The following is a 26,475-nucleotide window of genomic DNA, read 5'->3' as shown; positions in this document are numbered from 1 at the left end:
AGACTCATGTATTTTCCAGATACGGAGCTGCACGCTTTTTCATATACTTTTCACATATTTGCTCCACAAAAATCCCGAAATCTCCTGGTAAGCTAAAGATACTTTAAAGGAGAGGTGATTCAATCATGAAAAAATGGACTAAAAATGCAGCAGCCGTATTGACCGTAGTAAGCGTACTGGGAGGAGCAAGCAGCGCATTCGCCGCTACAGCAACCCCAACTCCAGCCACCACTGCACCTGCCGTCAAAGCTCCTGCGGTTACGACTCCTGCTAGCAAAACACCGGCAAAAGCACCTGTAACGAAAACACCTGTGGTGAAAGCACCTGTTAAAAAAGCTGTAACAGCTCATAAAGCAACAACCAAAGCAAAAAAAGCTCCTGCCAAAAAAGCCACTGCGAAAAAAGTGGCAAGCCACAAAGCAAAAGCAGTGAAAGCAAAACACCGCACAGTTAAACATCATGTGAAAAAACATAACGCTGTTCATCGCAAGGCAGCAGCACATAAAACTCGTGCACAGCATGTTGTAGCTAAAAAAGTAACCCATAAAGCTCCAGTAAAAAAAGCAGTTCCAGCCAAAACAGCTCTAAAAACGGTGAAAACAGCTCCAAAGGCAGCAGCTAGAGTAGTAACAACTAAGAAATAAGGTTGAAAATAAAGTAGAAGTGTAGTTGGCTTTCAGTTCACCTGGCATATACAGCAGCGATTCACGATAAGAAAAGACGGGACCGGGAACGGTATACCCGTCTTTTGTCTATTCTGCTGGGCTTCTGTTAAGCTTGAAGAAAGGATGCTAGCATCCAGAACAACGGCAAGGGGTTAAGGCCATGACAAAAATAGTAGTAGTAGATGACGATGTGTTCATTTTGCAATTAATATCTGAATATTTAAAAAAAGAATCCTACGAGGTAACTTCCTTTTCCAGTGGAAAAACATTGGTAGAGCATATCCGAACAAATCGTCCGGATTGCCTCGTGCTTGATATTATGATGCCGGGCATTGACGGGCTTTCTCTACTGACTCAGCTTCGTGAGTTTACAGAAATGCCGATCATTATGATCTCCGCGCGCGGAGAGGAAAATGACCGTATCCAAGGGCTGGAATTGGGATGCAGTGATTTTTTGACCAAGCCCTTTAATCCAAGGGAGCTGGTGGGAAGGGTCAAAGCGATGCTGAGACTGAGCAAGGCGGGAACGTCTACATCAGATGACAAGCAAACAGCAGATAGCGCAGATATGTGCCATGCAGGCAATCTTTGTATTGTTGCTGACTATCGTAAAGTTACAGTAGACGGACGCGAGTTGAATTTAACCTCACGTGAATTCGATCTGTTGCTGTTTCTTGCGAATCATCTGGAACGGCCTTTTGGCAGAGAGCATTTGATTCAGCAGGTGTGGAGCTATGATTTTATAGGTGATGTGAGAGTCGTAGATGATCTGGTCAAACGTATTCGCAAAAAGTTGGCAGAGTGCCACTCCACGCTTGTCATTAACACGGTATGGGGATTTGGATACAAAGCAACGGTTCAGGAGATGTAGCCATGCGTACGATGAGAGCCAAAATTCTGCTTTCTCTGTCCATTGCAATGCTGATTACTGTCTGTATTACGGTGGTCTTATTTATCAGGCTCATTGATGACATTCTGGTGAATCAGGCCAAATCCAAGCTTCATGAGCAGGCGCGCAAAGCCGTCCATATATTGAGTGACGGAGGCTTTGACCGACTGGATAATGCGGAATTGAATTATGTTATTAAGGGTGTACTTTTATCTGCCGATTACTTTATTTTAAGCACGGATAACCGCATCATCGACTCCAGCGTCTCTGGAATGGAAGGCAAAAAGATCGAGCGTTTGCTTTTGACCCGCCAAGGATTTTTTGCATCGGTACATCCGTCTGCCCATGATCTGATTACTACTCATGAAGGCGTTGCTGTCCTTCAAGGTAAAAAGGTGCTGTTTACAAATGAAGAATTACCCGGACAACCTTTCCGCATCTTTGTATACTCACCCTTATCTTCTTTGAGAGCCCTCTATGTACCGTTAATGAGAACTACGCTGCTGTCGATCGTAGCGAGTTTTCTGGTGATTCTTGTTATTGGTCTGATGGTGGTTTCACGTCTGGTGCGTCCGCTCAAACGATTGAAAGAGGCGGTAGGCAACTATGAACCGAATCAGCCACAGGATAGTGATTTTCCGCAGGCAGACAAAAGCGAAATTGGCGAACTGATAGGCACCTTTCATTCCATGTCGGCCCGCATTCAGCACCACCACCACAGCCAGATTGAATTTCTGCAAAATGTATCACACGAGCTAAGGACACCGTTAATGTCCATTCAAGGCTATGTATATGCTATTCAGGATCAAGTGGTATCCCAGGACGAGGGACTGAGCATTATTAAAGTGCAATCCCAGCGATTAATTGATATGGTGGAAAAGTTGCTTCAGCTATCGAGGCTGGAGGCGTTGAATGAGGAATGGCCTGTCTCTCTGATTGATCTGAGAAGTATGGCGGAGGACGCTGTGCATCTATTGATGCCGATGGCCAGTGAACGCTCGATCTCACTGCGAGTGGAGGGAGAGGGGCTGCATGTGGCTGTTCCGGCCGAGCAATTATTCCGCATGATATTAAATTTGCTGCAAAATGCAGTTCGACACACCTCCACAGAGGTTGTCATTCAGTTGGAGACGGGGACAACACCGGAGGTTGTGTGGATTATGCATGTAGATGATGATGGGGAAGGTCTCACCGAATCCGAAGCGGCCGAGGTGTTCGGAAGATTCTATACCGGATCAAATGGTGCCACGGGACTAGGATTGGCCATTTGCCGTCAGATAGCCTCCCGGCTGAATGGAGAACTACTTTGTACACGGTCGCCATTAGGTGGTGCACGCTTCAGTTACATTCAACACATGTTATAAATGAGGCAAAAATGGTTAAAAATGATCATTTTTCTGCTTATATATGCCACTAACATGACATATCATGAGAGGTTTTTGGTGATATTTTAGATATTGCTTGACTGGCAGGTACTTAAATGAGTAAAATTATTCGTATATACCTTGACTCATGAACGTCGTTTTTTTAGATAGTGGTCAATAATAGTGATGAATAATAAATGAAAGAGTGATGAGATGAACCGCCTTTTGGAAGTGAAGGACTTAACGATATCTTTCAAGACCCGTCAGGGACTAGTGCAGGCCATTCGTGGCGTAAACTTTCATGTCAATAAAGGAGAGACGCTGGCGATTGTCGGTGAATCCGGCTCAGGCAAAAGCGTAACCTCACAAGCTGTTATGAAGCTGATCCCGACCCCTCCAGGCATTTATCAAAAGGGTCAAATTATGTTTGACGGACAAGAGCTGATTAATAAAACGGAAAAGCAGATGCAAAAGATTCGTGGTAAGGAAATTGGCCTGATTTCTCAGGACCCAATGACTTCACTTAACCCGACGATGAAAGTTGGTAAGCAGATCACGGAAGTGCTTTTCAAGCATGAAAAGATATCCAAGGACGCTGCTCGCAAGCGGGGTATTGAGTTGCTGAATTTAGTAGGTATTCCGCATCCTGAACAGCGTTTTAACCAATATCCACATGAATTTAGTGGCGGTATGCGTCAACGTGTCGTCATTGCGATGGCATTGGCTGCTAATCCGAAACTTTTGATTGCCGATGAGCCGACGACTGCGCTGGACGTAACGATTCAAGCTCAAATTTTGGAGCTGATGAAGGATCTTCAGAAGAAGATTGATACTTCTATCATCTTCATTACTCATGACCTCGGTGTTGTGGCGAAGATGGCGGATCGAGTTGCTGTTATGTATGCAGGGCAAATCGTGGAAACAGGCACGGTTAATGAAATTTTTTATAACCCAAAACATCCATATACATGGGGACTCCTCGCTTCCATGCCTAGCTTGGACAGCCATGGTCAGAAGCTGGCTGCGATCCCGGGAACACCACCGGATCTGCTTCACCCACCTGTAGGGGATGCCTTTGCAGCTCGTAGTTCTTATGCCATGAAAATTGACTTTGAGAAAGAGCCTCCACTCTATCAATTGTCCGATACACACTTTGTGAAATCATGGTTGCTTCATCCAGATGCACCTGCGGTTGAGCCACCAGAAGCGGTGAAGGCTAAACTTCGCAAGCTGGATAACGCATTTGAAAAGCCGGTTTTAGTTGAACAATACGGCAGTTAAAGCAATATATAATTTGTAAATAAACAGATGATAAATAAAAAAAGGCTGTTTTCTCCATGTGGAATACTATTACGGAGGAACAGCCTTTTTGGTGTAACACTCAGGTTGCATGAGTTTGTGGTGATTTGTATTATACGGCAGCGCTTACAGCTTGCCGGAACCGGCTTGGGAAGTGACTTCTGCCTTCACGCTGGCGGACGGGGAAATTTTATCGTTCAAGGATGGTTTCCAGCCTACAGAGGAGCTAAGACCCACGCTAGAGCCTGCGTTAACGGCCTGTCCATTCAGAAGTGTGCCAGTGTCTGACAAGGCAGTTCCACCAAAAACAGTCACAATTTTGGCTGCGGATAGTCCCGCAACGTCAATGACATTGTTTTCAGCAAAAATTTTAGAGGATTTGCCCGCCCCCCATATATATAGTGTAGGGTATTCAGAGCGTTTTACATCACCTGTATAGTAATTGTTATAGAGATGGACTTGTCCATAACGTACGCGCGGTGTGCGTTGTACTGTATTCTCATAATAATTGTGATGTAGGGTTACACGTAAAGCCCCTTCATCTGCTGTTTTGCTGTCGCTGTTGCCGATAATGGATGTTTTGTCATGATCGTAAAAGTGATTGTATGAAACGGTAACCAGATCACCTTGGTTAATCACATCGAGCAGTCCATCGTGATGTTGGTATTCTTGACCGTAGAAGGTGCCATTTCCGCTATCGGGGTGGGAAACATCATTGAACGTATTGTGATCCACCCACACATGCGTAGCTCCGTTAATGGTAATGCTGTCATATTCTGAATTCCAGTTGCCTGTACTGCCGTCAGTTGGGTCCCATTGCGGGAAATAATCGTAGGCATCCTGAAATTCAATATTGCGGATAATGACGTTGTCGGTACCCTTTTTCAATTGGAAGTTTGCACCATTAATGATAGCATTGTTGCCCAGACCGACAATCGTTGTATTGGATGGAATTTCAATAACGATACGACTGGCTTGATTTTTCTGTGATGCCTTACGTGCGTCTTCCAATGTACCGGAAGGAACCTTTTTACCCCAAGTAGACGGATCATACGCCTTGAGATACGCATTGAAATCATACTTAGGGTCCTTGTAATCGTTCAATCCTAACGGTTTATTATTGTCATCGACGTTGGCATTGATTGTACCTTTGACATAAATGATTTTAGGTGTAGTATTGCTGCTTTTACCTAACGCATCGACAAGTTGTTTGCGGTTCGTTACGGTGAAAATATTGGAGGAAGTAGCTGTAGCTCCACCTGTTGTGCCTGTAGAAAAGGCGGCCCAACCGTTTTTGCTGCCGAGTGTCTCCTTGCCAATATCGCTTGCTGCATGAGCAGGTGCACCCATAGGAGCCAGAGTAGCGAACAGTAACACAGCTGCGATTCCGAGTGAACATCTCTTTTTCATAAAATACCTCCGTATATTGGATAAATGCAGTAGACGAACGAGGGAGTCCCGGGTGCTCCTGTAGGTTCTACATGTTCTATCATACTTTGTATACCAGTATTTGTTAATATAATAAAAGTTACATACTAAAATTTTTGTCGAATTTTTAAATAATTCAATAGAGACCTTCTTTTTCCAATCAAAATGCAGATTCATAAATGAAAACGTTAACAATCACACGGAATAGGAATTGTATATATGATTATATGGAGTTTTTATAGTGAATAAAGATAGAATGATTTTTCTAAATGTTAACGATCTCAAGTCAAAAAGTGAAGAAAAATGACAGGGGATTTATGGATTTTTGTATTATCCTCAGGTACAATGCTTGTAATAAAGCTGAGGAGGAATGGGCATCATGGCAGAGCATTTAGCAAATATCTTGAAGTTGTTGAAGCAAAAAGAGTGGGTGGACTTGTCCCATGCCTTTTATCCTGAAATTCCCCATTTTCCGGTTTTCGATAATGTCCAGGTGGATACCTTGTTTACCCACGACGATGGCTTTTTTGTAAAGCAATACTGCTTTCCAGGGCAGTATGGAACTCATATCGACGCCCCTGTTCATTTTGTGAAGGGTAAACGTTATTTACATGAGCTTTCGTTGAAGGAGCTAGTATTGCCGCTGGTTGTCATTGACCGTTCAGCAGCCGTTGCAGCCAATTCCGACTATGAGCTTACGGTTGCGGATATTCTGGACTTTGAAAAAGAGCACGGACGCATTGCCGATCAGTCCTTTGTCGCCTTTCGCAGTGATTGGAGCAAGCGTTGGCCTAATCCAGATGCCTTCTCCAACAAGGACAACGCCGGAGATGCACACTGCCCAGGCTGGTCGCTAGATGCGCTGCGCTTTTTGGTAGAGGAACGGAATGTTGCTGCTATCGGACATGAAACACTGGATACGGACTCCTCTGTAGCTTATCGAAAAGCGGGCAAGCTGGTGGGGGAATATTACATATTGGAGCAGGATCGATATCAAGTTGAGGTGCTGACGAATTTGGATAAGCTGCCCCCGACGGGCGCGGTTATTTATAATATCGTTCCAAGTATTCAGGATTCTCCCGGATTTCCAGTGCGCTCCTTTGCTATTTTGCCTTAATCTTGAGCTTAAAAGACCGATTCAGATATCGACATCTGAATCGGTCTTTTTCTAGCTTATACGGGGTAGTGTACAGCGCGAATGACCATTCAGTCCAGCTTGGTTCAAAATCATTGAAACGCCTTATGTGATAATTGTTACGGTAGGGGCCGAGATGGTAGGCTGGGTTGTGATGGTGGAGGTTGTGCCGCTAAAATCGGATATTTCTATGACAGCGGGGACACCTGGTGTAATATCTACGGAGGCAATGACCAGACTTGCCGTGGTTAGGGTGAATAAGGAGCTCTGCTGAATAACTCCGTTAATATAATAATTAGCAGAATCAGTAGCCGTTAATGTTGGCAAAGCAACGACTGGAGCATCGGCGTCATCTACGAAGCTGGCAGCAGGAATAGTTGTTGTTGTTGCACCGATCATCCCGGCTGTTATGGTTGCAAAAAAACGAGTCACGGCTGGGGTGACAGTCGTGCTTATGGCACCACCAGTTGCTACGGGAGCAGTAGCTACTGCTGTGTACACTGGTTTTATGATTGGCATAGTTCTCATCTCCTTTCTTTAATGGTATGAGCCATTCGCTGGCTCTTAATCAATAAATGATTTTTCAACCTATTCGGAAACGGCATATGAACCTTTCTATTAATAATAGGGTAATTGGAGAAGGCCCTATTTTACTGCACAAAAAATGAAAGCGAATACTTGGAATCTGCATGCTACAAATGCCTAAGACCCTAATGGGAGATGTGCATACAATACATAAGCATGAGAGGAGGAGGTGTGTACGGCTGGTATGAGGAGACGTGATGCATCACTAAGAAGGCAAGGAAAGAGAACAGTACATTGCAAGATCAACAAACGAAAAAAGTGTAAGCCCAGGTATCCATTCAAGGGTGAAACAAAAACGGGGTTGCATGCCCAAAAGCATCCAAAGCTAATTATTATACAACGGCGCTTCAGAAATACTCCTGCCAAACGGAGGAGGAGAATGGAGCAGACAGGAAAGCAAGGTCTGCCAGGTTCAGCAGGGATGCCAGGTGAAGCCGGGGTGCCAGGTGAAGTCGGGGTGCCAGGAGCGCCAGGAGTGCCAGGAATACAGGGTCCTGCAGGAACACAGGGAGCACAGGGAGTGCCCGGTCCAGCTGGAGCTCCAGGTAGGGCAGGCGCTACAGGTGCACCCGGCCCTACCGGAGCACAGGGTATGCCCGGCCCTACCGGAGCACAAGGCATACCCGGTTCTACCGGGGCACAAGGCATACCCGGTTCTACCGGGGCACAAGGCATACCCGGTTCTACCGGGGCACAGGGCGTAACCGGTCCTACTGGAGCCCAAGGTATAACTGGTCCAACAGGTCCGGCTCCTGACATCTCCAATATTGAAATTATCCCTACGGCTGAGCGGTATTTTTATTTTACTCCTGATCCGATTGAATCTTCAGTCACGATTATGGCGGATCAATTTTCTGTAGATGGTGTTCAGGGAGCTTCTCGGAGGTTTCATGTCGGCAGCAATAGTTATGCTAATCTGTATATTAACGGGATGTTACAAGAAAGAACGTTGTTCAGCTTGACACCTTCATCGCTGACGATTCACCTCCGCGAAGGGGAGACTATTTCCTCCGGCACACCTATTATTGTGGAAATTGTTCAATTTAGTGTGCGATACAGTGCATGACATTGCTCGCGATGAATACTTCATGTGATGGACATTATTTTAAAACCAAAAATGGTTATAGGGTACAGGTCCTTCAATACGAACACCGAGTTGTTCGGCTGCCTGTCTGGGCCAGAATGGATTACGCAGCAGTTCCCGACCTACCGCAACCAGATCCGCCCGACCATTACGCAAAATTTCCTCGGGTTGAATACCGTGAGTAATCAATCCTACGGCCGCGGTAGCTATATCAGCAGCCTGACGAATGGCCTCAGAGTAAGGCACCTGATAGCCGGGATATTCACTCGGCGCATCCGGTAATACACCGCTCAGAGCTAACATCAATCAAATCGACACCCTGTTCCTTTCATGTAGCGGGCATACAGAATGGAATCCTGAACTCCATTGCCGAGCGGGCTGTATTCATCTGCCAGAAATTCGTACAAATAACGGACCATCCCACACGGTACGTATGACATCAATAATTTCGCGTAAAAACGGATAGCGTCGTTCTTCCGAGCCGCCATATGTATCATTGCGTTGATTCGTATATTTAGATAAAAAATTGTTAATCAGATATCCGTGTGCGGCGTGCAGTTCAATGACATCTATTCCGGCTTGCGAAGCCCGTACAGCGGTATCTCTGAAAGCAAGCACAAGATTATGAATTACTTCTATAGACAGTGCAGAGGTCGCCCGTTCGCGGTGAGGCAAACCAGAGGCGGATACAGTTGTTTTATGAGGCAACGAGCTCTTGCGTCCGACATGCCAAAGCTGGAGACCGGCTTTGGAGCCTTGGTCATGGATGGTCTGCACCACTTTTTGCAGCGGGGAAAATGTGCTCGTCGCTCCATATGCCAAGGCTGCCTGAATCTTTTCCCTGCTGGGTGACTGCATGCACTTCAAGCATGATTAGCCCCACTTGTCCTAATGCCCTAGCGCCGTAATGCAGCGTATGCCAATCGGTTGCTTTTCCATCTTCTGCCGCTGAGACGTACCCATGGGAGACATCATAATCCGGTTTATTAGCTCTACATTGCGTATTTGAAATGGTTGAAACAGTAAGCTCAATTGGATTCACTCCTCTTTATTTACGGCTCAGAACGTCCGCTTTTATTCGGTTACATATATATTTTATAGGAATAAATTGAAGCGATACACGTATCATTTAACGTATTCAGGCTTGTAATTTGGTTAGTTATCACTTACTATAATCCTATGAATAAGAAAACACATGTAGACAGCAAAAAGAAGGATATTCTGCAGGCAGCGATGTGCCTATTTGCAACCAAAGGAATTGACGGGATTTCAGTCAAAGAAATTGGAGAGGCTGCCGGTGTGACGGATGCCGCGATTTATAAGCATTTTAAGAGTAAAGATGCAATGGCCTTGGAAGTATTCAGACAGTATTGTAATAGCTACACCACCTTAATTGACTTTTATCGCAAGCAAAGTGGGAGCTTCGTCAGTCGTTTCCATCGACTGGTAGATGAAGTGCTGAATATGCATGATGAGGACCAGTATGGTTTACTTCTACTATCACAGCATCATGAGCTGTATGTTGAAGCAAACCAGAGCCAGAATGTGCGTCAGCCGCTGGAGGCGTTGACTGAATTCATCGAACAGGGGATTCAACAAGGTGAACTGCCGAAGCAAGATGTTCAGCTATCCGGTGTGCTCATCATTGGAGCCATTACACGCTTGTCCGTGTCCAGCCTAGAAGGTGAACTTCCACAGCAACTGGTTCCATTGGCAGCAGAGGTCAAACAACGTTTAACTGCTTTATTAAGTAAAGGTCAGTAGTGACCTTTTCTTTTTAAATATAAAGTAAGTGTTTTCTAACTAAAATCATAATATGAAGATTAGGAAGGGACTTATATGTCTAAAAAAATATTGGTGATATCGGGGAATCCGGTCGCTGGCAGTTATGGAGAAGCGCTGGCTCAATCTTATGTAAAAGGAGCGAAAGGAGCAGGGGCAGAGGTTCGCTTATTGCAGCTGTCCGCGTTGGAGTTTAATCCAAATCTATCAGGTGGATATCGGAATAAATTGCCGCTAGAGCCTGATTTAGTTCAAGCACAGGAATGGATTACATGGGCAGAACATCTCGTTTTTGTCTTTCCCATCTGGTGGGGCAGCTTGCCTGCACTAATGAAGGGATTTATTGACCGTACCTTTATGCCGGGATTTGCGTTTAAGTATCAAAAAGGAAAACCCTTGCCTGACAAGCTTTTAAAGGGAAGAACAGCCCGTCTTATCAGCACGATGGACGGTCCGCACTGGTATTACCGATTTTTCCAGGGACAGCCTGGGCACCGGATGATGAAGGATTCCACATTACATTTATGTGGTGTCACACCAGTACGTTCTACAACCATTGATCTTATGAATAAGAGGACAGATCAACAGCGGAACGAATGGCTGAGCAAGGTCGAGCAGCTAGGTCGAAGCATGAGCTAGGTTTTCGCCATCTCAATAGCAAACAAGCTGATCCATTAAATATAGAGGACATTCGGAAAACTACATTTTAACTCTGGATTTCGATATTGATCTTGTTGATCGAAAGAATACTTTTCCAGATTCGCCTCTATCCCGTGTATCACTCTTGTAATCGTAATAGTACAGGTCATGTACCCTCAGAGAGAAGAATTTTTATACACGTGTTCGTAGCAATAATTGGCGTACTCGTGATACAGTCAGCTGGTTTGGGGCCAGCGTGTTTGTCCTACTCCAAAAGTAACGGCCTGTGACCTACAGTTCCAGTATGGAACATACAGATTCACAGGCCCAGTTCATTTTCATTCATGGTGGTGACCGTTAGGCTATGGACGTTTGGGACAGCCCCTTGACTTATAAAGCACGATTGAATTTCTCGACAAAATGTTCAATGACAGGGTGAATTCGTGAGTCGTCCACTAAGGACATCTTTTCCGGTTTGAACAATTGAATTTTTTTAAAATAATAATAATCATTGAGGACTTGTTGAATGGTGATTTGGTTATAAAGCAAATACTTCACATTCATGATTTCCCGGAGCAAAATATCGTCTTGAAGTAAAATGAACTTCTCATTAATCGGATTAAAAACCCCCTTGTCCTTCCCATCTTGATAAAATTTGAGGGTTTGCTGTTCCCTTTTATCCAACGCAGTCTTCAAAACCTCGTATAATTCTGGAAATACCATTTGTAAATCCTTCAGAAACACATCAGATATTTTGCCAACTAACGATACCGATTGTTGAAATAATTGCTGAAACCAAACCCCGAATGATCGATCATCATCCTCATGGGTACGATCCTCTAGCTGTTCTAAATAGTCAACAAAAATGCGAACGACGCCTTCGATGACTTCTTCTTTTGAAGAAAAATTCTTGTACATCGTTGCTCTGCTAACATCCATAAATTTAGCAATATCATCCATCCTCATTTGTTGAAACCCGTCCTTCATGAGGGACGGAATCAGTTTTTTCAGCAGCTTGTTTTTTGCTTTATCTTGCTGATTCTCCATTGACATTTACGCTCCCCCTTATCTGTTCCTTCTATTATACACGTTTTCAATAGGACATAAACGAATTATACAATATAGACAATTTATATGTATTTTGTTTACTTAGTTTTTGTTGTGTGCTATCATTCTTTTTAGCAAGAGCACGAAGGGGACATCTCCTAAAATGAATTCAAAGGAGTTATTTAAATGAGAACCATTAATCGAGTTTATATCAACGGGGAATTTGTAAAGCCTTATGGCACAGAGGTACAAGAACTTATTAATCCTTCAACTAGGGAAATCATCGGACGTGTTACTTTAGGGAACGAAGAGGATGCCAAACAAGCAATCGCGGCAGCAAAGAAAGCCTTTAAGACTTTCTCACGAACTTCAGTGGAAGAGCGCAGCCAAATGCTGCAAAGACTACATGACGCAGTTATGAGAAAATTAGAAGTAATGATGGAGGCTAACATCAATGAATATGGTGCTCCGAAGCCCGCTGCCATTGGCCGAGTTAAACTGGCGGCTACGAATTTTTTGGACACGAAAGAAGCACTTGAGGAATTCAATTTCGTTAAGTATATCGGGAAAGCGAAAGTAGTAGCAGAGCCAATTGGAGTTATTGGAATTATTACTCCCTGGAATGCAACCTATTCTCAGATTACTGCAAAGCTTGCTTCTGCCATAGCTGCGGGCTGTCCAGTGGTAATCAAGCCAAGTGAACTTAGCGCGATGCAGGCACATCTGATCACTGAATGTTTCCATGAGGCTGATATTCCAGCTGGTGTTATCAATGTAGTTCATGGTCTTGGTCAAACGGTTGGATTCGAACTGACCCGCAATCCGGATATTGCAATGATCACCTTCACTGGCTCCACTCGAACAGGGAAAGAAATTCGGAGAGGTGCTGTAGATTCGATGAAGCGGGTCACGCTGGAACTGGGCGGCAAATCACCGAACATCATCTTAGATGACGCCGATTTTTCCATGGCAATTCCGACCGCTGTAAGACTGTGTTATAACAATAATGGGCAAGCTTGCGTTGCAGGGACCCGCCTTTTGGTTCCCAAGCAACGCCTGGAAGAAGTGAAACAGATAGCTAAAGAAACTGTGAAACGCATCAAAGTCGGCAATCCCTGGGAAGAAGGCACAGAACTTGGTCCAATCGTAACAGAGAAGCAATACAATCAGGTTCAGCGATATATTCAGTCTGGTATTGATGAGGGTGCTGAACTGGTCATCGGAGGTCTGGGGCATCCAGAGGGGCTGGAACAAGGATATTTTGTTAAACCAACGGTTTTCGCTCAGGTGACAGAAGACATGAAGATCGCCAAGGAAGAAATCTTCGGTCCCGTCTTATCGATTTTAACTTACGAGACGGAAGAGGAAGCCATCGAAATGGCTAACAATACAGATTATGGTCTCGGTGCCTACGTGAGTTCCTCGGACATTAAAAAAGCCAATGAAGTGGCAGCCCAAATTGCTGCTGGTGTTGTACTCATTAATGGGGCGGGTTTTGAAATGAAGGCACCGTTTGGGGGATTCAAGCAATCGGGTATCGGCAGAGAATATGGATTACATGGGCTGGAGGAATGTTTGGAGACGAAAACCATAACAGGCTATGACTCGGCCCAATAATCAAACACAGTGTAAGATCCTTTCCTCCTTAACAACTCGGCATCAGCTCGCTTCGCTGATTCTCGAACGGCGAATGTAGCGAAAAGGCTAGATTGACCTTCAAAAAGAAAAAAAAACGCAATGGGAGCAATTAGCTCGCATTGCGGTTTTTGGAATCCTCATTTTTTTCAATCCACGTATATAAATATAGTTGCAACGATTAAAACAAATCCGATCACTAGACCAGCAGGACCCCAATAATGCATAGGGATAAAAAATAAACTGTGCTGGGTTCCCATTCGAAGCGTTGCCCTGTTTCCATCCGTTTCTCCACATCTTCATAGTCTCAGCATAAACTGACCTGAAGGGGAAAAATCGGCTTTTTGAATAAACAAAGTGAAGTCCTGTGCCTATTCGGCTGCTGCTTTTGCTTGCTCTGCTATGAAATGCACAGGCTTCATAATCCGGCTCAGCATGTCCTGTTTCGGACGATTCCAGGTAGTCCAGTCATCCAGCAGCAGACCGCCTGTGTCACCGCTATTCGGATTCAGGGACCAATACGTGAAGTACAGGTTATTGGCACCGATATAGTCAACAAGTGCATTCTGCCATTTCCCCTCAGGGGAGGACAAATCAACATTACGGCCACCGAATTCACCAACCAGCACCGGAGCTATGTTTTGTCTGCTGATGTAACCCCAGGTTTGGTCCCAGATCGCTGGCAGGTTGGACGGGAAGGTCGAGTCGTTGAACCATGGCTGCGAGGACACACCAGGACCGTAGTCATGTGGTGAATAGACAACACGGTTCGGTACGTCCAGAACCACAGGATAGTTGGCTACACCTGTCAGGTTGCCGCCCCACCAGTATTGGCTGTTGTTGCCTTTTACATTGTGGTCCACACCTTCTACGAGAATCAGCCAATTCGGATTCACGGACAGAATGGCGTTCCCTGCACGCTGCGCCGCGAGACGCCAGTCTGTGGAGACATCGCCTGTTCCCCAGCTTGCCTGACCATGTGGCTCGTTGTGTAAATCTGCACCAATAACGGTAGGATTATTTTTATACCGTTCAGCCAACATCTTCCAGTCGCTAATCCAGCGGGACTCAGGGTACTGGGGGGTATACCATAGCTCGGATTGCCCACCTGAGCCTGGACGGTGACGGTCAAGGATAATCTGAATACCGCGTTGTCCAGCTTTTTCGATTAGCTTGTCCATAATTTGAATCGGAGTCAATCCGACCAGATCAGGATTTTTGTAGTAATCAATACTGTCCGCACGAGAGCTGGAGTCGAATAATTGATTGCTGTAAGGCAGACGGATGAGATTATAGCCTTCCTTTTTCACCTGATCCAGCATGTCGTCCATTGAGCGGCTCCACAGTCCATGCAAGGTGTAATTAGGGGTTTCCAGACCGAACCAGTTTAGACCGTTAAATGCAGCTTCTTTCCCGGATTCATCTACAATCTTGTTTCCTTGAGTGTGATAGTATCCTTTCACGCTGGCTGCATCTGCCGAAGGTGGAATGTACCCATACAGTGTGAAGCCCATGACGAGGGAGGCAATGACGAAAAATGTTTTTTTTAACCCTTTTTTCTTCATGATTCTTGCTTCCTCCTTTATATAAATGATATTGTAACCGATTACATTTTCATTTTATGTTCAAATCTTCCATCAAACAAGTTCATAAAATTCGTATGTTTTTAAGATTTTGTTTGAAATTATTAGATATTAACAACGTGATTCGACACATTTCATTATGATCTTTTTTAGAAGAAGACCTGCAAGACCTGCAAGTATGTTATATTTAACAAACGGCAATCGTGATGAACAGTAATGTAGTGATTTCTAGAAAAGGATGAGATTAATTTGGAAAACAACGAAACTCAGCAGGAATTTACAGAAGTATATGAGCAGCTTAAGGTGGCTGCAAACCGAACCTCCGATTGGAAGGCGCGTCTAGCTGCGGTGAATGATCTGGGTGCATGGAAGAATCAGCAGACAATTGACTTGCTGACGCACCGAATGAATAATGATATGGTATATGCTGTTCAGGAAGCTGCTTACCACAAGCTTCAGGAATGGGGCGAAAACGTACAGCCTCCTGTGCGCAAAGAGGGTGAGCTTGTTAAGGGGCTGACGAAGATTCTGGTGCGGATTAAAAAAAGCCTGCCAGCCGATCATACCTATAACGATTTCCGCGAGAAGCTGCACAAGATGAGAGTCGATATTTATGACGTATATGAAGGCGACAAGGGTGCTGAGTTTGATCAGTGGCTGGAGCAAAAATGGGCTTCGTTATCTACAAGATAATGTCTGAACCCTGCCATTGAATGTAACTCTGAGAAATTGCTACTGGTAATGCATACGAAGTCTTAACAAGGATAAAGTGTATCTTTGTTAAGGCTTTTTTGATATGCATCGTTATTACGTGTTATTATCAAACGTCAATGATTCCATAGAGAGCTGGCCGTTTTCATTAATCTCTGCTAAAAAGATGCCAACAAAGGTGAAGGATGCGCTAGAATAGAAAATAGAAAGCGCTATCATTATCAACTTTTCTGCAATGATTCAGGGGGAGAAGGCTTATGCGTTCAAGGTTCCAACCATTAAATACGTTGCGTAATCAGATTTTTATCGGCTTTATATTGGTGATGCTCATCATGATGAGTGTAGCGGGGGCGTTCATTTACCTCAATGTCTCTCACCTGTTGAAAAACAGTGCCGAACGGCATATTGGTCAGACCGCAGTACAGGCAAGTGGCAGATTGGATGCATTAATCGGCCAGATGGACAGCCTGACGGAACAAGTGGCGAATCATCCATCTGTTCAGCATATTTTGCTGGAAGAGCGCAATGGAGGCAAGGTGACTTTCGGACAGCGTCAATCGCTACTGCAAGTGATGCATAGCTATCAGGCTTATATGCCGAGCGTCGGCTCGCTGGAGCTGTATACCGCTGAAGGGAAGATGTTGTTTCCAATTAGAGAAGGCAGTCTGGAGGAGCGTATCGGACAGGCGGACATTCGGGAAGCAAATGAGATGAAAGGCAGGCTGGTCTGGATCGGCATAGATCCTGAAAATCCCCAGTCGCTGCTGGCGATTCGGCAGGTGAGCCTGGTAGATCGCTGGTTTTCACGCGGAGGATATCTGATTACCCGCATGGACCGAAGTTATTTTGGGCTAAATGGTACGTCAGCGACCAATGAAGAAGCAAATGAAACCATGCTGCTTGTAGATCGTGGAGGCGAGCTGCTATCGGGTGAGCCTATGAATCAGACTAATTTATTAGATGTATTGTACAGCAAGACACAGACGGTTCATATTGGAGAGCGCGAGTATGTGAAGGCAGTTCAGCAATCGGAACGGACCGGCTGGTCACTGCTGATTCTGATTCCGGTTAGCGTCGTCACAGACGGAATTACGGTTTTACGGACGACACTTATTATTTCGGCGTCTCTTGGTGCCATATTGTTCCTGTTCATGTCTTTTATGCTGTCCACGTTGATTACCAGACCGATAGGTCACTTGATTCAGGCCATGCGTCGTTCACGGGAAGGGGCGTTGGCCTTGAATCCAGAACCTGCAGCAGCGGTTGAACTACGGGAATTAAACGCAGAGTACAACACGATGATTGTCGATATCAATGAATTGATCCGTGTCATTTGCGAGAAGGAGACTTTACAAAGCCAGACCGAGCTTAAAGCACTGCAAGCGCAGATCAACCCGCATTTTCTTTTTAACACGCTGGATGCTTTTAACTGGTCGCTACAGGAGAAGGGAGAGGAAGAACTTGCCGGGCTGATGGTGTCCATGTCGCGGCTGTTTCGTTATGTGATCGAACCGGCTCACCATGACTCTTGGGTGACACTTGGAGAAGAAATAGCCCAAGTCCGTCGTTATCTGGAACTGATGGAGATGCGCCTGGGCGAACGCCTGAGCTGGCAAATTCATATGCCACCAGAGGCAGCAAGAATTCCGCTTCCTAAGCTGCTGATCCAGCCCATTTTAGAAAATGCAATCTTACATGGTGTCGAAAATCGCATCGGCAATGGCCGTGTTGAAATTCGAATCACTCCTTCGGCGAGATTGGGCTGGACTAAGATCGAGGTTGTAGATAACGGACCTGGAATGACACAGGAGGAACTTGCAGCTGTGCGTACAGCGTTGATGGAGGGATCTGCTTGTCAGAGCAAGGGAACCGGTATGGGACTGGTTAATGTGCAGCGCAGGCTTGCTCTCTATTATGACAGCGCATCTTATCGAACGGACGGCGTGCTGATCCACAGTGCTGTGCAGGAAGGAACTGTGGTCGCTTTTGAAATTCCTGATGAATACGGGGGGCGGTAGGAATGAGTTTTTCATCCAAGACCATTGTTATTGTGGACGATGAACAAAGAACACGTCAGGGGATACATCAGACACTGGAGCAGTGGGCCTCCGGGAAATACCGAATTATGACATCGGGGAATGGCCTGGAGGCATTACATATGCTGCAAGCGGAGAGGGTTCATCTGCTCATTACAGATGTCCGTTTGCCGGAATTCAGCGGGCTGGATTTAATCCGTTCTCTGGAACGGGAGTCATATCGTCCGGCGATCATTGTGATCTCGGGATATGCGGAATTTGATTATGTCCAGCAGGCGCTTCGTCTCGGAGCCGTTAATTACTTGCTCAAGCCGATTGATAAGCAGGAGCTACTGAATGCGGTAAATGAAGCACTTCAGCTGGAAGAGGAACGGCAGCGATACAAGAAGCTGGACAAGCTGGCTGACCCTGTTCTGCTGGAGCTTGACCTCCAAGCGACTACGCTTAGCGATCCGGTACGGCAAGCCTTCGCCTATATGGCGGAGCATCTACACGAGCCCATTACGATGGCGCAGACTGCGGCGTATTCACACCTGAATGCGAGCTATTTTAGTGTTTTATTTAAGGAGCAAAGTGGTTTGTCCTTCAGCGAATATCTGCACCGGTTGCGGATCCAACGGGCCAAGGAGTTGCTGCTGCATACCCAGCTGACGATCGCTCAAATCGGTGAGCGCTCAGGCTACCGGACAGATAAATATTTTATTAAAGTATTTAAAGCGACCGAGGGGGTCAGTCCCAGCCGCTATAGGCAGCAGATGCGTACAGGACCGGAGAATATCGACTGACATATAGGCTGCTCACAACCCAATAAAAGTGGAATTATACCCAATGAGCGTACCCTGTTGGAAGCAGAAATAGAGTGCTAAACTTACAAATGATAACGGTTACAAAAAATATAATAACAATAACGGAGGTCTAACGATGTCCAACGAGTATTCAGTTCGTAAGCGCTCATATCGAAAATGGGTTGCTGGGTTGACCCTGCTGCTGTCATTTATGCTAGTACTGTCCGGTTGTGGTGTTGGTAAGGATGGTCAAGGCGGTTCCAGCGGAGTAGGGGGCAAGGTTACGCTCAAAATGATGCACCTGTGGCCAGAGGGAAGCTCGGCACAGCAAAGCAAGCTTGTAACTCAGATTATAGATCAATACCAAAAGGATCATCCGAATGTCGTCATTCAGCAGGAAGTGCTGGAAAATGAACAATACAAAAACAAACTTAAAGTGCTGTCAGCTTCCAATGAATTGCCGGATATCGGTATCACCTGGGCAGCGGGCTTCATGGAGCCTTACGTTAAAGGCGGATTATTTACGCCGATGGATGACCTGCTGCAAGGTTTCAAGTTGAAGGACAAATTCGTACCGGGAACGACCGATGCCTATGCGCTGGATGGCAAAACGTATGCGCTTCCGATCGAATTGAACATAACACCCATTTATTACAACAAAGCCATATTCCAAAAATACAACTTGAAGGTACCTGCGACATTTGATGAATTTAAGCAGGTGGTGAAGACACTTGTAGATCATGGAGTTGCACCGATTGCATTGGGCAATAAAGACCGCTGGACGGGTTCGCTTTGGTACATGTATCTAGCAGACCGTATAGCAGGTAGCGAAACGCTGAAAAAAGCAATTGACGGCTCAGGCTCGTTCGATGATCCTGGTTTAATTCAGGCGGCCTCCGAAATTCAGACGCTGGTGGATATGAATGCCTTTAACAAAGGATTTAACGGCTTGTCCAATGATGAAGGAAAATCCGAGTTTATGAACGACAAAGCGGCGATGTATTTGATGGCTACCTGGGAGTTGCCGAATTTTACGACTAATCCCGAAATCCCGCAAGCGTTTAAAGATCAAATCGGCTTCTTTAAATTCCCGATGGTTGCAGGCGGCAAGGGCAACGAGAACAGTTGGGTAGGAGGTCCAGGAGTAGGCTTGTTCGTTTCGGAAAATTCCAAAGTGAAAGAAGAAGCCAAAGCATTCGTTGAATACTTCGTAGAAAAATGGGGAGAGCAATCGGTCACACAGGCAGGCGTTATTCCAGCGACAAAAGTGGATACCTCCAAAGAAAAATTGCCCAAGCTGTATGTCGATTTGCTGAATGGGCTGAACGAAGCCAGCAACATTACATTATTCGCTGATGTTCAGATGAAGCCGAATGCGGCACAGGTGCATTTGAATATGATTCAGGCGTTGTTTGGTAAAGCGGTGACACCGCAGCAATTTGCCGATCAGCATAAGGCTGCCATTGAGAAAGGAAATTGAAATTGACCACCTAAGGAGGTCTGACCGTGGAAAAGGTCATGTCCAATAAGCTCGTCATTGCTCTCTATGTGTTGCCTTCCCTGCTGCTGTTGTTCGCCGTGATTTATGTGCCCATCGTACTGACCGGCTATTATGGTCTGAATCAGTGGAATGGGATCGGCCCTATGACTTTCGTAGGGCTGGATAACTATCAACATTTGTTCACAGATGCGGCGTTTTGGCAAAGTGCCTGGCATTCCCTGCTGCTGGCCTTGTTTTCAGGTATCAGTCTGATCGGTTATCTGGTCGTTGCGATGATTTTGTCAGGAAAAATCAAGGGAGCGAACCTGCTGCGGAAAATTTATCTGATTCCCATGCTGCTGTCTTCTGTAGCGATCGCTCAATTGTGGCTCAAAATGTATCACCCGACCAACGGAGTGCTGAATTCTTTGCTGGCGTCAGTCGGAGTTCACAACCCACCCGAGTGGTTAGCTAATCCGTCTCTGGTGCTGCTCGCCTTGTTCATTCCGATTATTTGGCAATATGCAGGCTTTTATATCCTGATCTATTATGCTGGACTGAAAAACATTCCCGAAACGCTGATGGAAGCTGCACGGATCGACGGAGCCAGTGCCTGGCAGATTGCGACTCGTATCAAATTGCCTCTGCTGCGCGAGGTGATTAACGTGACGATCATATTGTCCATTGTCGGCTCGCTCAAATATTTTGACCTGATCTACGTCATGACAGACGGTGGGCCGAACGGAGCCAGTGAAGTGATGGCTTCGTACATGTACCACCAGGCGTTCCGCAGCTTCGATTTTGGATATGGCAGTGCTACAGCCTTTGCCCTGCTGCTCATCTGCCTGATTGCTACGTGGGTGATTCGTAAGGTGACCGCTACTAGTGACACCATCCAGTATTCATAGGACACTTATGTAATTAGATCAGGGGTAACAGAGGACAGAAAGAGGGAGGAACGGATATGAAAACCCAGGCAGCCGCCAACTATCCGCTTGGAGTCGCTACCCGCGGCAAAATGTTAACTCGGGTCGGTTATGCCGCTTTGTATATACTTTTGATCATCTTGGCGGTGACACAGCTTTTGCCCCTAGTGTGGCTGATGCTTTTCTCGCTTAAAAATAATCAGGAAGTGTTTAATCTTCCACCGTTCGCGTTCCCGTCCCAGCCGCATTGGGAAAACTATATGAATGTGTGGACCAGCGGCAATATCGGACGGTATTTCTTCAATAGTGTGTGGATTACGGTCATATCCGTGGCGCTGACCGTACTGCTCGCCAGTTTTGTAACGTTTGCCATTACACGGATGCGGTGGAAAGGAAGTCAGCTGGTCCTCGGGCTCTTTATGGTCGGGCTCATGATTCCAGTTCATTCGACCTTGATCCCGCTGTTCAGTATGTTTCTCAAACTGCATCTAACAGACACTTCGGTATCTATCATTCTGTCGTATGTCGCTTTTAATCTACCGACCACGATGATGATTTTGCTGGGTTTCTATTACGCCTTGCCCCGTGAAGTGGAAGAAGCGGCCGTGATGGACGGCTGCTCCGTCAACCGGATGTTCTTCCGGATTGTACTGCCCATGACCACCCCCGTCATGGCAACGACGTCTATTATTAACATGATCTATAACTGGAACGAGTTTATTTTCGTGAATACGTTCATCAGCTCGGACGAAAACAAAACACTGACCGTGGGCGTTCAGAACTTTATCGGTCAATATACGACCGACTGGGGAGCAATCGGAGCCACGTTGATGATCAGCATTTTGCCCATTTTGCTCGTGTTCCTCATCATGAGTGACCGGATTGTGGAAGGAATCGCAGCCGGGTCGGTTAAGGGGTAAATCAAATTTCCCCTGATTAGAAGAGCACCCCCTAGTGTAGACATTGGATCAAACCTCTTGGTTTGTCCAATGAATGCTAGAGGGTGCATTTTTGTTGAGTTTAGTTGAGTTGAAGGAAAATGAAGTAGAAAACCCATAATGTTAAGCCTTTTCAGAAAAATTATCCGAATTTATCGACAAACTATTGACATGGCTTATTTGAATCTTTCTAAACTATGATATGGATTCGAAATATTTCCACCAACTTCATCAATTGTTTCTATAATTTCTTTTAAAATTAATTCGTCTATATCCTTATCTTGATTTATTGAATCTTTAATTTTTTGAAAGCAATTTTTTAGTCCGAGGTTTACAGCAATTGAAAGAATGATATCTACATCATCATAAGAGTCAGTATTCCACAACCTGTGAAGCACCTTATCTATACTATTTCTTACTTTGATTTCCAATAATTCGTAGGTCATAACTTGTCTATCTGTTAATTGACTAAGAATTAATAAAAAATCCTTTTTCTCAATTTTACCCGTATCAAATTCATTCAATACGTTTTGAAACATCAACGCTAATGTTTCTGTTGGTAATACATCAGGTAAATTCTCAATTTCTTTAAGATTCATTCTTTTGTTTCGCCTCTAATGGAATATGAACTTCATTTAAAGATTAATGTTAGTCCATGTCCTATCGGTTTTTATAAACTTATTTTTGCCCAACTGTCGAATAGATGCTTCATCTTTTGGTAGAATGTATCCTTTTGTTCACCGGAAAATCTTTGATAAAATCATTTCACCACACTTCGAGAAACCAATCTGACATTACACATCTCCCTCCCGTGGTTGGTGTATATTAACTCTGAGGGGAGGAATGGCAAATCATTTAACCTGTGTAAAAAGGCTTATTCCTACAGTCAAGTTGTAAAGAGCATTGAAAGTTTATCAAGTATTGAACTACTAGTGTTTGATTTATTAGTTGTATTGTATGATTCTGCTCTTGGTTTGTTAAACTACAACAGCTAATTATATTGCGTACTACTCATCAGCAATCCACACAGTTTCGTTTAATCTCCAAGAATCAGACAATAATTTGCAAAGCTCTATAAGCAGTTCCTTTGTCTCCACATTTAATTGCTCTGTTTTTATTTCTTGTAGTTGTTTTAAGGCAATTGCTATATCTGGGATCTGCCATGGTCTTTCCCACCAAGGCTCTTCAACATTGTAGTAATATGCCAGACCTGTCCAACCGCTTTCTTCTGGCGTTATTCCCCTCATTATTTCATCAAAGTAACCATCCCAGATTCTTATTACATACTTATCACCATTAGAGAGATGCCTTATAAATTGTATCTCTCCTTCGCCCTCATAACCTTCATAGTATTTACTATTTATTATTTCCATGACTCCATCTCCTTGTTATGGTGCTGGCCAGTGTCCATTTTCCAACATCTTATTTTGTTCTGCTGTCGCAGTACCATTCTTTCTAGCGTTAATAGCAGTTTGCCATTCATGTCTTGGAGTCCATTGATTATCACCAGTTAAAATATGATACGTCCTCTGCTGTCCAGTAGTATTTCCTGGTGTGGTTCGTTCAATAACCCAAGTATTTCCTTGATTTTGAGGCGCTCCAGGTGTTCGCGTATGCCAACGTCCTTCATACTTGTAATAACCGTCTGACCATTTAAACTGTATCTGCTCATACCCAGTCTTTGACTGTATTTTTACTGATGCAGTAGGAGGAATACTTATTGGGGAAGATTGAGAGAGATTTGAGCGTATTCTCGCTTCTCTATCCTGCGCTTTCCAATCTTCTCGTGTTGTCGTTCTTTCATCGGGTTGCGGCTTATAGCCTCTGTTTTCAAAACCTTGTCCGGTCCCCTCCATTTTAGGAGGTTTCTCCTTGGGTTTGCCTGCTTTTGAAGGCATAACTTCTGATGCATTCTCAATAGGCTCGGACGCATTTTTTGTAGTAATGCTTTTTTGATCTATTCGCTGTTGAATTCTCCTCACATTTACTCTTGCGAGCCTAGCGTTCTCAGATGCCTCTTCTTTGCTCATTTTGGAGAATTCATTTTTAAAGGCTCTACCTTCACCACCTCGACCGTCGAGTGCAAACGGCTCTGCTGTTAGGTTTGCATAGCTCATCCATCGTTGTTCTTCCGGTGTGATTCCCTCTTGATTAGATAGAACCAAAAAATCTCCTGGATAGTTTTGTTTCCAGTCATCGTAGTATTTAAAATCTGGATCTCCATTCGCTATACGAACCACCCCGTCCTCAGCACGGTAGCTTCCTAGCGGAATTTCAGGTCTGCGATCACCTTCTAATGAAGCCCAATAGACATAATCACTATAAATTCTCTCATACTCTTCATCTGTAAGCTCTGGTGGCGCAGCTTCTTTTTTCGCTTTAAGGGCTTTAGCTCTAGCTTCTTTTTCTGCTTTGAGAGCAGCTTCAGCCCTTGCTTTTTCTTGTTCTTTATATTCCCTCAGCATTCTATCTTTAACACTTTTAGGTACCTGTTGGTAGGCATGAACCATGGTTTTCGATGTTGTCAACAAGTTTTGGATCAACTCTAATCGGCTGCCGGAATGTACTATTTGACGTGCGCTTGTATACACTTTCCCCAGAATCCATTTGCTATAGTAGGCATGTCTCGCTTGCTCATGTTCATACTCAGTAATTAACCCTTGTAATGCTAGACCAGCCAAGTGTTTCAACGGATGAATGCCGTTCCCCTTACCGCCTCCTCCAACGGTAGGGGTCCCTTTGCTCCGAACTGGGATCGCTGCGGTTGCTCTCAGAATCACACCTCCTGCAGGTCCACTTAGCGCTCCCGCTACAACACCAGCCACTTTTCCCATCACTGGAATGGAGCCTAATAGCTTGGACACCGTACCCATCAAGGCATTCGCCTGTTTAAGCTCTGCTGGACTGGTGACTTTTGCTTTAGGGGTAGAGGCTTGGCTGCTAGATGAATCCTTGGCTGCTGATTGAGCTGCTTCATAGGCTTTGATGCTCATGAGTGGCGGCTCGGGCACAGGAGGGAGGTCAGCAACGAAAACAGGTGCTTTTACCGTTCCTTCCTGATAAATCACTGGAGCTTTGGTATCCGTCTCACCATCCAGTACCATGCTGCTGGCTCCACCTTTTAAGTATAGCGCCGTGCCAGCTTCGAGTGATAGTTCCTCGCCTGCACCCAGCTTCACATGACCACCCTGAATCTGCACATTCCCCGGACTGTCGATGGTAATGCCGCTACTTTCATGCAGTGTAATGGAAAATTCACCGGAGGTGGATAGGGTCAGTTCATGTTCAGACATTTCTACGCCGCTACCTTGGATATGTTGCCATACCTTCACATTCGGCTGTCCATTGGTGTAGCGTTGTTGTCGCAGCGAATCCGTTACATAGGCAGCCTGTTCGCGGTGTGTTGGCAGATACAATTCCACCTGTTCCCCGATCTCAGGCATATCGTACCAGCCGCTATGTTCTTCGGCAACATAACGGGTGGCTACAGGGAACCAGCAGGCTTTAGCCGGGTCTTGCTTGGGATCAATGTCGAGTTGAAGCTGGACGAAATCCTGCTGTACCTTCAGTACCGTTCCTATCAGCGAAATTCCAGTAGCCTGATCGTTTTCATACCGCGCATAGCGGATATCTTGTTCAGCTTGAAGATCATAACGGGTGCGCAGTAGGCCGTCCGCTAGCGTAGTCACTGCTCGAACCACGACCAACTCTTTACCTTGTCCAATGGGTAACGTAATGAGGTCGCCAAGCGCATAGTATTGCAGGCTTTCGATCATATAGGTGACATACGAGCCAGCACGTTCTCCCGGCTTTTCCGCATCCAATTCATGAAATGTTTTCCGTACCCGATAAAATACATCCCGTTCCACCTTGTACTGTTTGCCTTCTGGTATCCCGAAGAAAACCTTGGGCGAGGATGCGGTTACCTCTGGCACAAGTACGGAGCCAAAGCGAGAAGCGAGACGTTTTAAAAACGCCCAATCGGTCTCATCATATTGTAAAACAAATGTCTCCAATTTGGCATGGTTGCTTACCGTGTCAATGGCATCTCCGTACTGATATTTTCGAACCAGTGCTGTGACCAGATTATCATAAGTGCGGTGAATATCTTGATAGGAGCGCCTTTTACGCTTAATATCCATCTGGTATGAATGGGAAGCGGCCTCCAGTTCAAACGTATACACGCCTCGCACACAATGTACGGACATACGTGTAACAATCCCATGGAACAATCTTCTCAGCGATTGTCCCTGATCATTTAACTGACAAATCACAATCGGCTCTTGATCCATATTTTGACCGATACAAGCTGCTCCCTGTTCTTCAGAGAGAAAGCCACTGATATGTAAATAGGCATGATCGTTAATGGCACGTGTTATTTGAAGTTGTTCGATGTGTAATGGCTGAAAGGGACCATAAAAGCGTAGGTTTTCATATCCGATCCCATCTGATAATATGCTCAAG

At 45.2% G+C, this 26,475-nt stretch carries 22 protein-coding genes and 1 pseudogene; 15 read left to right on the top strand and 8 right to left on the bottom strand.

What is annotated here, in order from left to right; genetic code table 11:
• Window positions 1–125: 125 nt before the first annotated feature.
• From ACN6NF_RS17885 to ACN6NF_RS17870, 4 genes are all read left to right on the top strand, one after another.
• Window positions 126–644, top strand: a complete 519-nt coding sequence (locus ACN6NF_RS17885) for a hypothetical protein (protein ID WP_474318857.1) — start codon at window positions 126–128, stop codon at window positions 642–644.
• Window positions 645–825: 181 nt separating this feature from the next.
• A complete protein-coding gene (locus tag ACN6NF_RS17880) occupies window positions 826–1,536 on the top strand; it encodes a response regulator transcription factor (RefSeq protein WP_474318856.1) in 711 nt (236 codons plus the stop codon).
• Between the two features lie 2 nt (window positions 1,537–1,538).
• Complete coding sequence (locus ACN6NF_RS17875) at window positions 1,539–2,918, top strand: sensor histidine kinase (protein ID WP_474318855.1); 1,380 nt, start codon at window positions 1,539–1,541, stop codon at window positions 2,916–2,918.
• A gap of 213 nt (window positions 2,919–3,131) precedes the next feature.
• Entirely contained in the window at window positions 3,132–4,199 is a 1,068-nt protein-coding gene (locus tag ACN6NF_RS17870; RefSeq protein WP_016821906.1) for an ABC transporter ATP-binding protein, read from the top strand.
• Between the two features lie 144 nt (window positions 4,200–4,343).
• On the opposite strand, the gene ACN6NF_RS17865 is transcribed toward ACN6NF_RS17870, so the two are convergent.
• Complete coding sequence (locus tag ACN6NF_RS17865; RefSeq protein ID WP_474318854.1) at window positions 4,344–5,627, bottom strand: pectate lyase family protein; 1,284 nt, start codon at window positions 5,625–5,627, stop codon at window positions 4,344–4,346.
• A 397-nt stretch (window positions 5,628–6,024) separates the two neighbouring features.
• On the opposite strand from ACN6NF_RS17865, the gene ACN6NF_RS17860 reads away from it, so the two are divergent.
• Entirely contained in the window at window positions 6,025–6,762 is a 738-nt protein-coding gene (locus ACN6NF_RS17860) for a cyclase family protein (RefSeq protein ID WP_474318853.1), read from the top strand.
• A 123-nt stretch (window positions 6,763–6,885) separates the two neighbouring features.
• Here ACN6NF_RS17860 and ACN6NF_RS17855 read toward each other — a convergent pair whose 3' ends face one another.
• Complete coding sequence (locus tag ACN6NF_RS17855; RefSeq protein ID WP_013372504.1) at window positions 6,886–7,299, bottom strand: DUF4183 domain-containing protein; 414 nt, start codon at window positions 7,297–7,299, stop codon at window positions 6,886–6,888.
• Between the two features lie 445 nt (window positions 7,300–7,744).
• Between ACN6NF_RS17855 and ACN6NF_RS17850 the strand changes: the two genes are divergently transcribed.
• Window positions 7,745–8,431, top strand: coding sequence for a DUF4183 domain-containing protein (locus tag ACN6NF_RS17850; protein WP_474318852.1), 687 nt, complete (start codon window positions 7,745–7,747; stop codon window positions 8,429–8,431).
• 39 nt (window positions 8,432–8,470) lie between these two features.
• On the opposite strand, the pseudogene ACN6NF_RS17845 reads toward ACN6NF_RS17850, so the two are convergent.
• Window positions 8,471–9,424 (bottom strand): annotated as a pseudogene (locus ACN6NF_RS17845) (oxidoreductase).
• Between the two features lie 204 nt (window positions 9,425–9,628).
• On the opposite strand from ACN6NF_RS17845, the gene ACN6NF_RS17840 reads away from it, so the two are divergent.
• Both ACN6NF_RS17840 and ACN6NF_RS17835 read left to right on the top strand, forming a co-directional pair.
• The gene (locus tag ACN6NF_RS17840; RefSeq protein WP_474318851.1) at window positions 9,629–10,213 is read left to right on the top strand and encodes a TetR/AcrR family transcriptional regulator; all 585 of its coding nucleotides are present in this window, start codon (window positions 9,629–9,631) and stop codon (window positions 10,211–10,213) included.
• 75 nt (window positions 10,214–10,288) lie between these two features.
• Window positions 10,289–10,870, top strand: a complete 582-nt coding sequence (locus ACN6NF_RS17835; protein ID WP_474318850.1) for an NAD(P)H-dependent oxidoreductase — start codon at window positions 10,289–10,291, stop codon at window positions 10,868–10,870.
• 390 nt (window positions 10,871–11,260) lie between these two features.
• On the opposite strand, the gene ACN6NF_RS17830 is transcribed toward ACN6NF_RS17835, so the two are convergent.
• Window positions 11,261–11,923 carry a TetR/AcrR family transcriptional regulator gene (locus ACN6NF_RS17830; RefSeq protein WP_474318849.1) on the bottom strand — a complete coding sequence of 221 codons (663 nt, stop codon included), beginning with the start codon at window positions 11,921–11,923 and terminating at the stop codon, window positions 11,261–11,263.
• 180 nt (window positions 11,924–12,103) lie between these two features.
• On the opposite strand from ACN6NF_RS17830, the gene ACN6NF_RS17825 reads away from it, so the two are divergent.
• Window positions 12,104–13,534 (top strand): aldehyde dehydrogenase family protein, encoded by a 1,431-nt coding sequence (locus ACN6NF_RS17825; protein ID WP_474318848.1) that lies wholly within the window; start codon window positions 12,104–12,106, stop codon window positions 13,532–13,534.
• A 389-nt stretch (window positions 13,535–13,923) separates the two neighbouring features.
• Here the strand turns inward: ACN6NF_RS17825 and ACN6NF_RS17820 are convergent, their stop codons facing one another.
• On the bottom strand, window positions 13,924–15,117 hold the full coding sequence (locus ACN6NF_RS17820) for a glycoside hydrolase family 5 protein (RefSeq protein ID WP_474318847.1): 1,194 nt from the start codon (window positions 15,115–15,117) through the stop codon (window positions 13,924–13,926).
• A 267-nt stretch (window positions 15,118–15,384) separates the two neighbouring features.
• Between ACN6NF_RS17820 and ACN6NF_RS17815 the strand changes: the two genes are divergently transcribed.
• From ACN6NF_RS17815 to ACN6NF_RS17790, 6 genes are all read left to right on the top strand, one after another.
• Entirely contained in the window at window positions 15,385–15,828 is a 444-nt protein-coding gene (locus ACN6NF_RS17815) for a HEAT repeat domain-containing protein (protein WP_474318846.1), read from the top strand.
• Window positions 15,829–16,103: 275 nt separating this feature from the next.
• Complete coding sequence (locus ACN6NF_RS17810; protein WP_474318845.1) at window positions 16,104–17,864, top strand: cache domain-containing sensor histidine kinase; 1,761 nt, start codon at window positions 16,104–16,106, stop codon at window positions 17,862–17,864.
• Window positions 17,865–17,866: 2 nt separating this feature from the next.
• Window positions 17,867–18,667, top strand: coding sequence for a response regulator (locus ACN6NF_RS17805; protein WP_474318844.1), 801 nt, complete (start codon window positions 17,867–17,869; stop codon window positions 18,665–18,667).
• Window positions 18,668–18,803: 136 nt separating this feature from the next.
• Entirely contained in the window at window positions 18,804–20,147 is a 1,344-nt protein-coding gene (locus ACN6NF_RS17800) for an extracellular solute-binding protein (RefSeq protein ID WP_474318843.1), read from the top strand.
• A 26-nt stretch (window positions 20,148–20,173) separates the two neighbouring features.
• Entirely contained in the window at window positions 20,174–21,055 is an 882-nt protein-coding gene (locus ACN6NF_RS17795; protein ID WP_164964602.1) for a carbohydrate ABC transporter permease, read from the top strand.
• A gap of 56 nt (window positions 21,056–21,111) precedes the next feature.
• Window positions 21,112–21,993, top strand: a complete 882-nt coding sequence (locus tag ACN6NF_RS17790) for a carbohydrate ABC transporter permease (RefSeq protein WP_016821887.1) — start codon at window positions 21,112–21,114, stop codon at window positions 21,991–21,993.
• Window positions 21,994–22,187: 194 nt separating this feature from the next.
• Here the strand turns inward: ACN6NF_RS17790 and ACN6NF_RS17785 are convergent, their stop codons facing one another.
• The 3 genes from ACN6NF_RS17785 to ACN6NF_RS17775 form a co-directional block, all read right to left on the bottom strand.
• On the bottom strand, window positions 22,188–22,610 hold the full coding sequence (locus ACN6NF_RS17785; protein ID WP_025365545.1) for a hypothetical protein: 423 nt from the start codon (window positions 22,608–22,610) through the stop codon (window positions 22,188–22,190).
• A 408-nt stretch (window positions 22,611–23,018) separates the two neighbouring features.
• A complete protein-coding gene (locus ACN6NF_RS17780) occupies window positions 23,019–23,384 on the bottom strand; it encodes a dihydroorotate dehydrogenase (quinone) (protein ID WP_474318842.1) in 366 nt (121 codons plus the stop codon).
• A gap of 15 nt (window positions 23,385–23,399) precedes the next feature.
• The gene (locus tag ACN6NF_RS17775; protein ID WP_474318841.1) at window positions 23,400–26,474 is read right to left on the bottom strand and encodes a contractile injection system protein, VgrG/Pvc8 family; all 3,075 of its coding nucleotides are present in this window, start codon (window positions 26,472–26,474) and stop codon (window positions 23,400–23,402) included.
• Window position 26,475: the final 1 nt, after the last annotated feature.

The sequence above is a fragment of the Paenibacillus sp. TSM33 genome (assembly GCF_056099025.1).
Note: the sequence above shows the minus strand (reverse complement) of the source record. Positions and strands in the feature narration are given on the sequence as shown.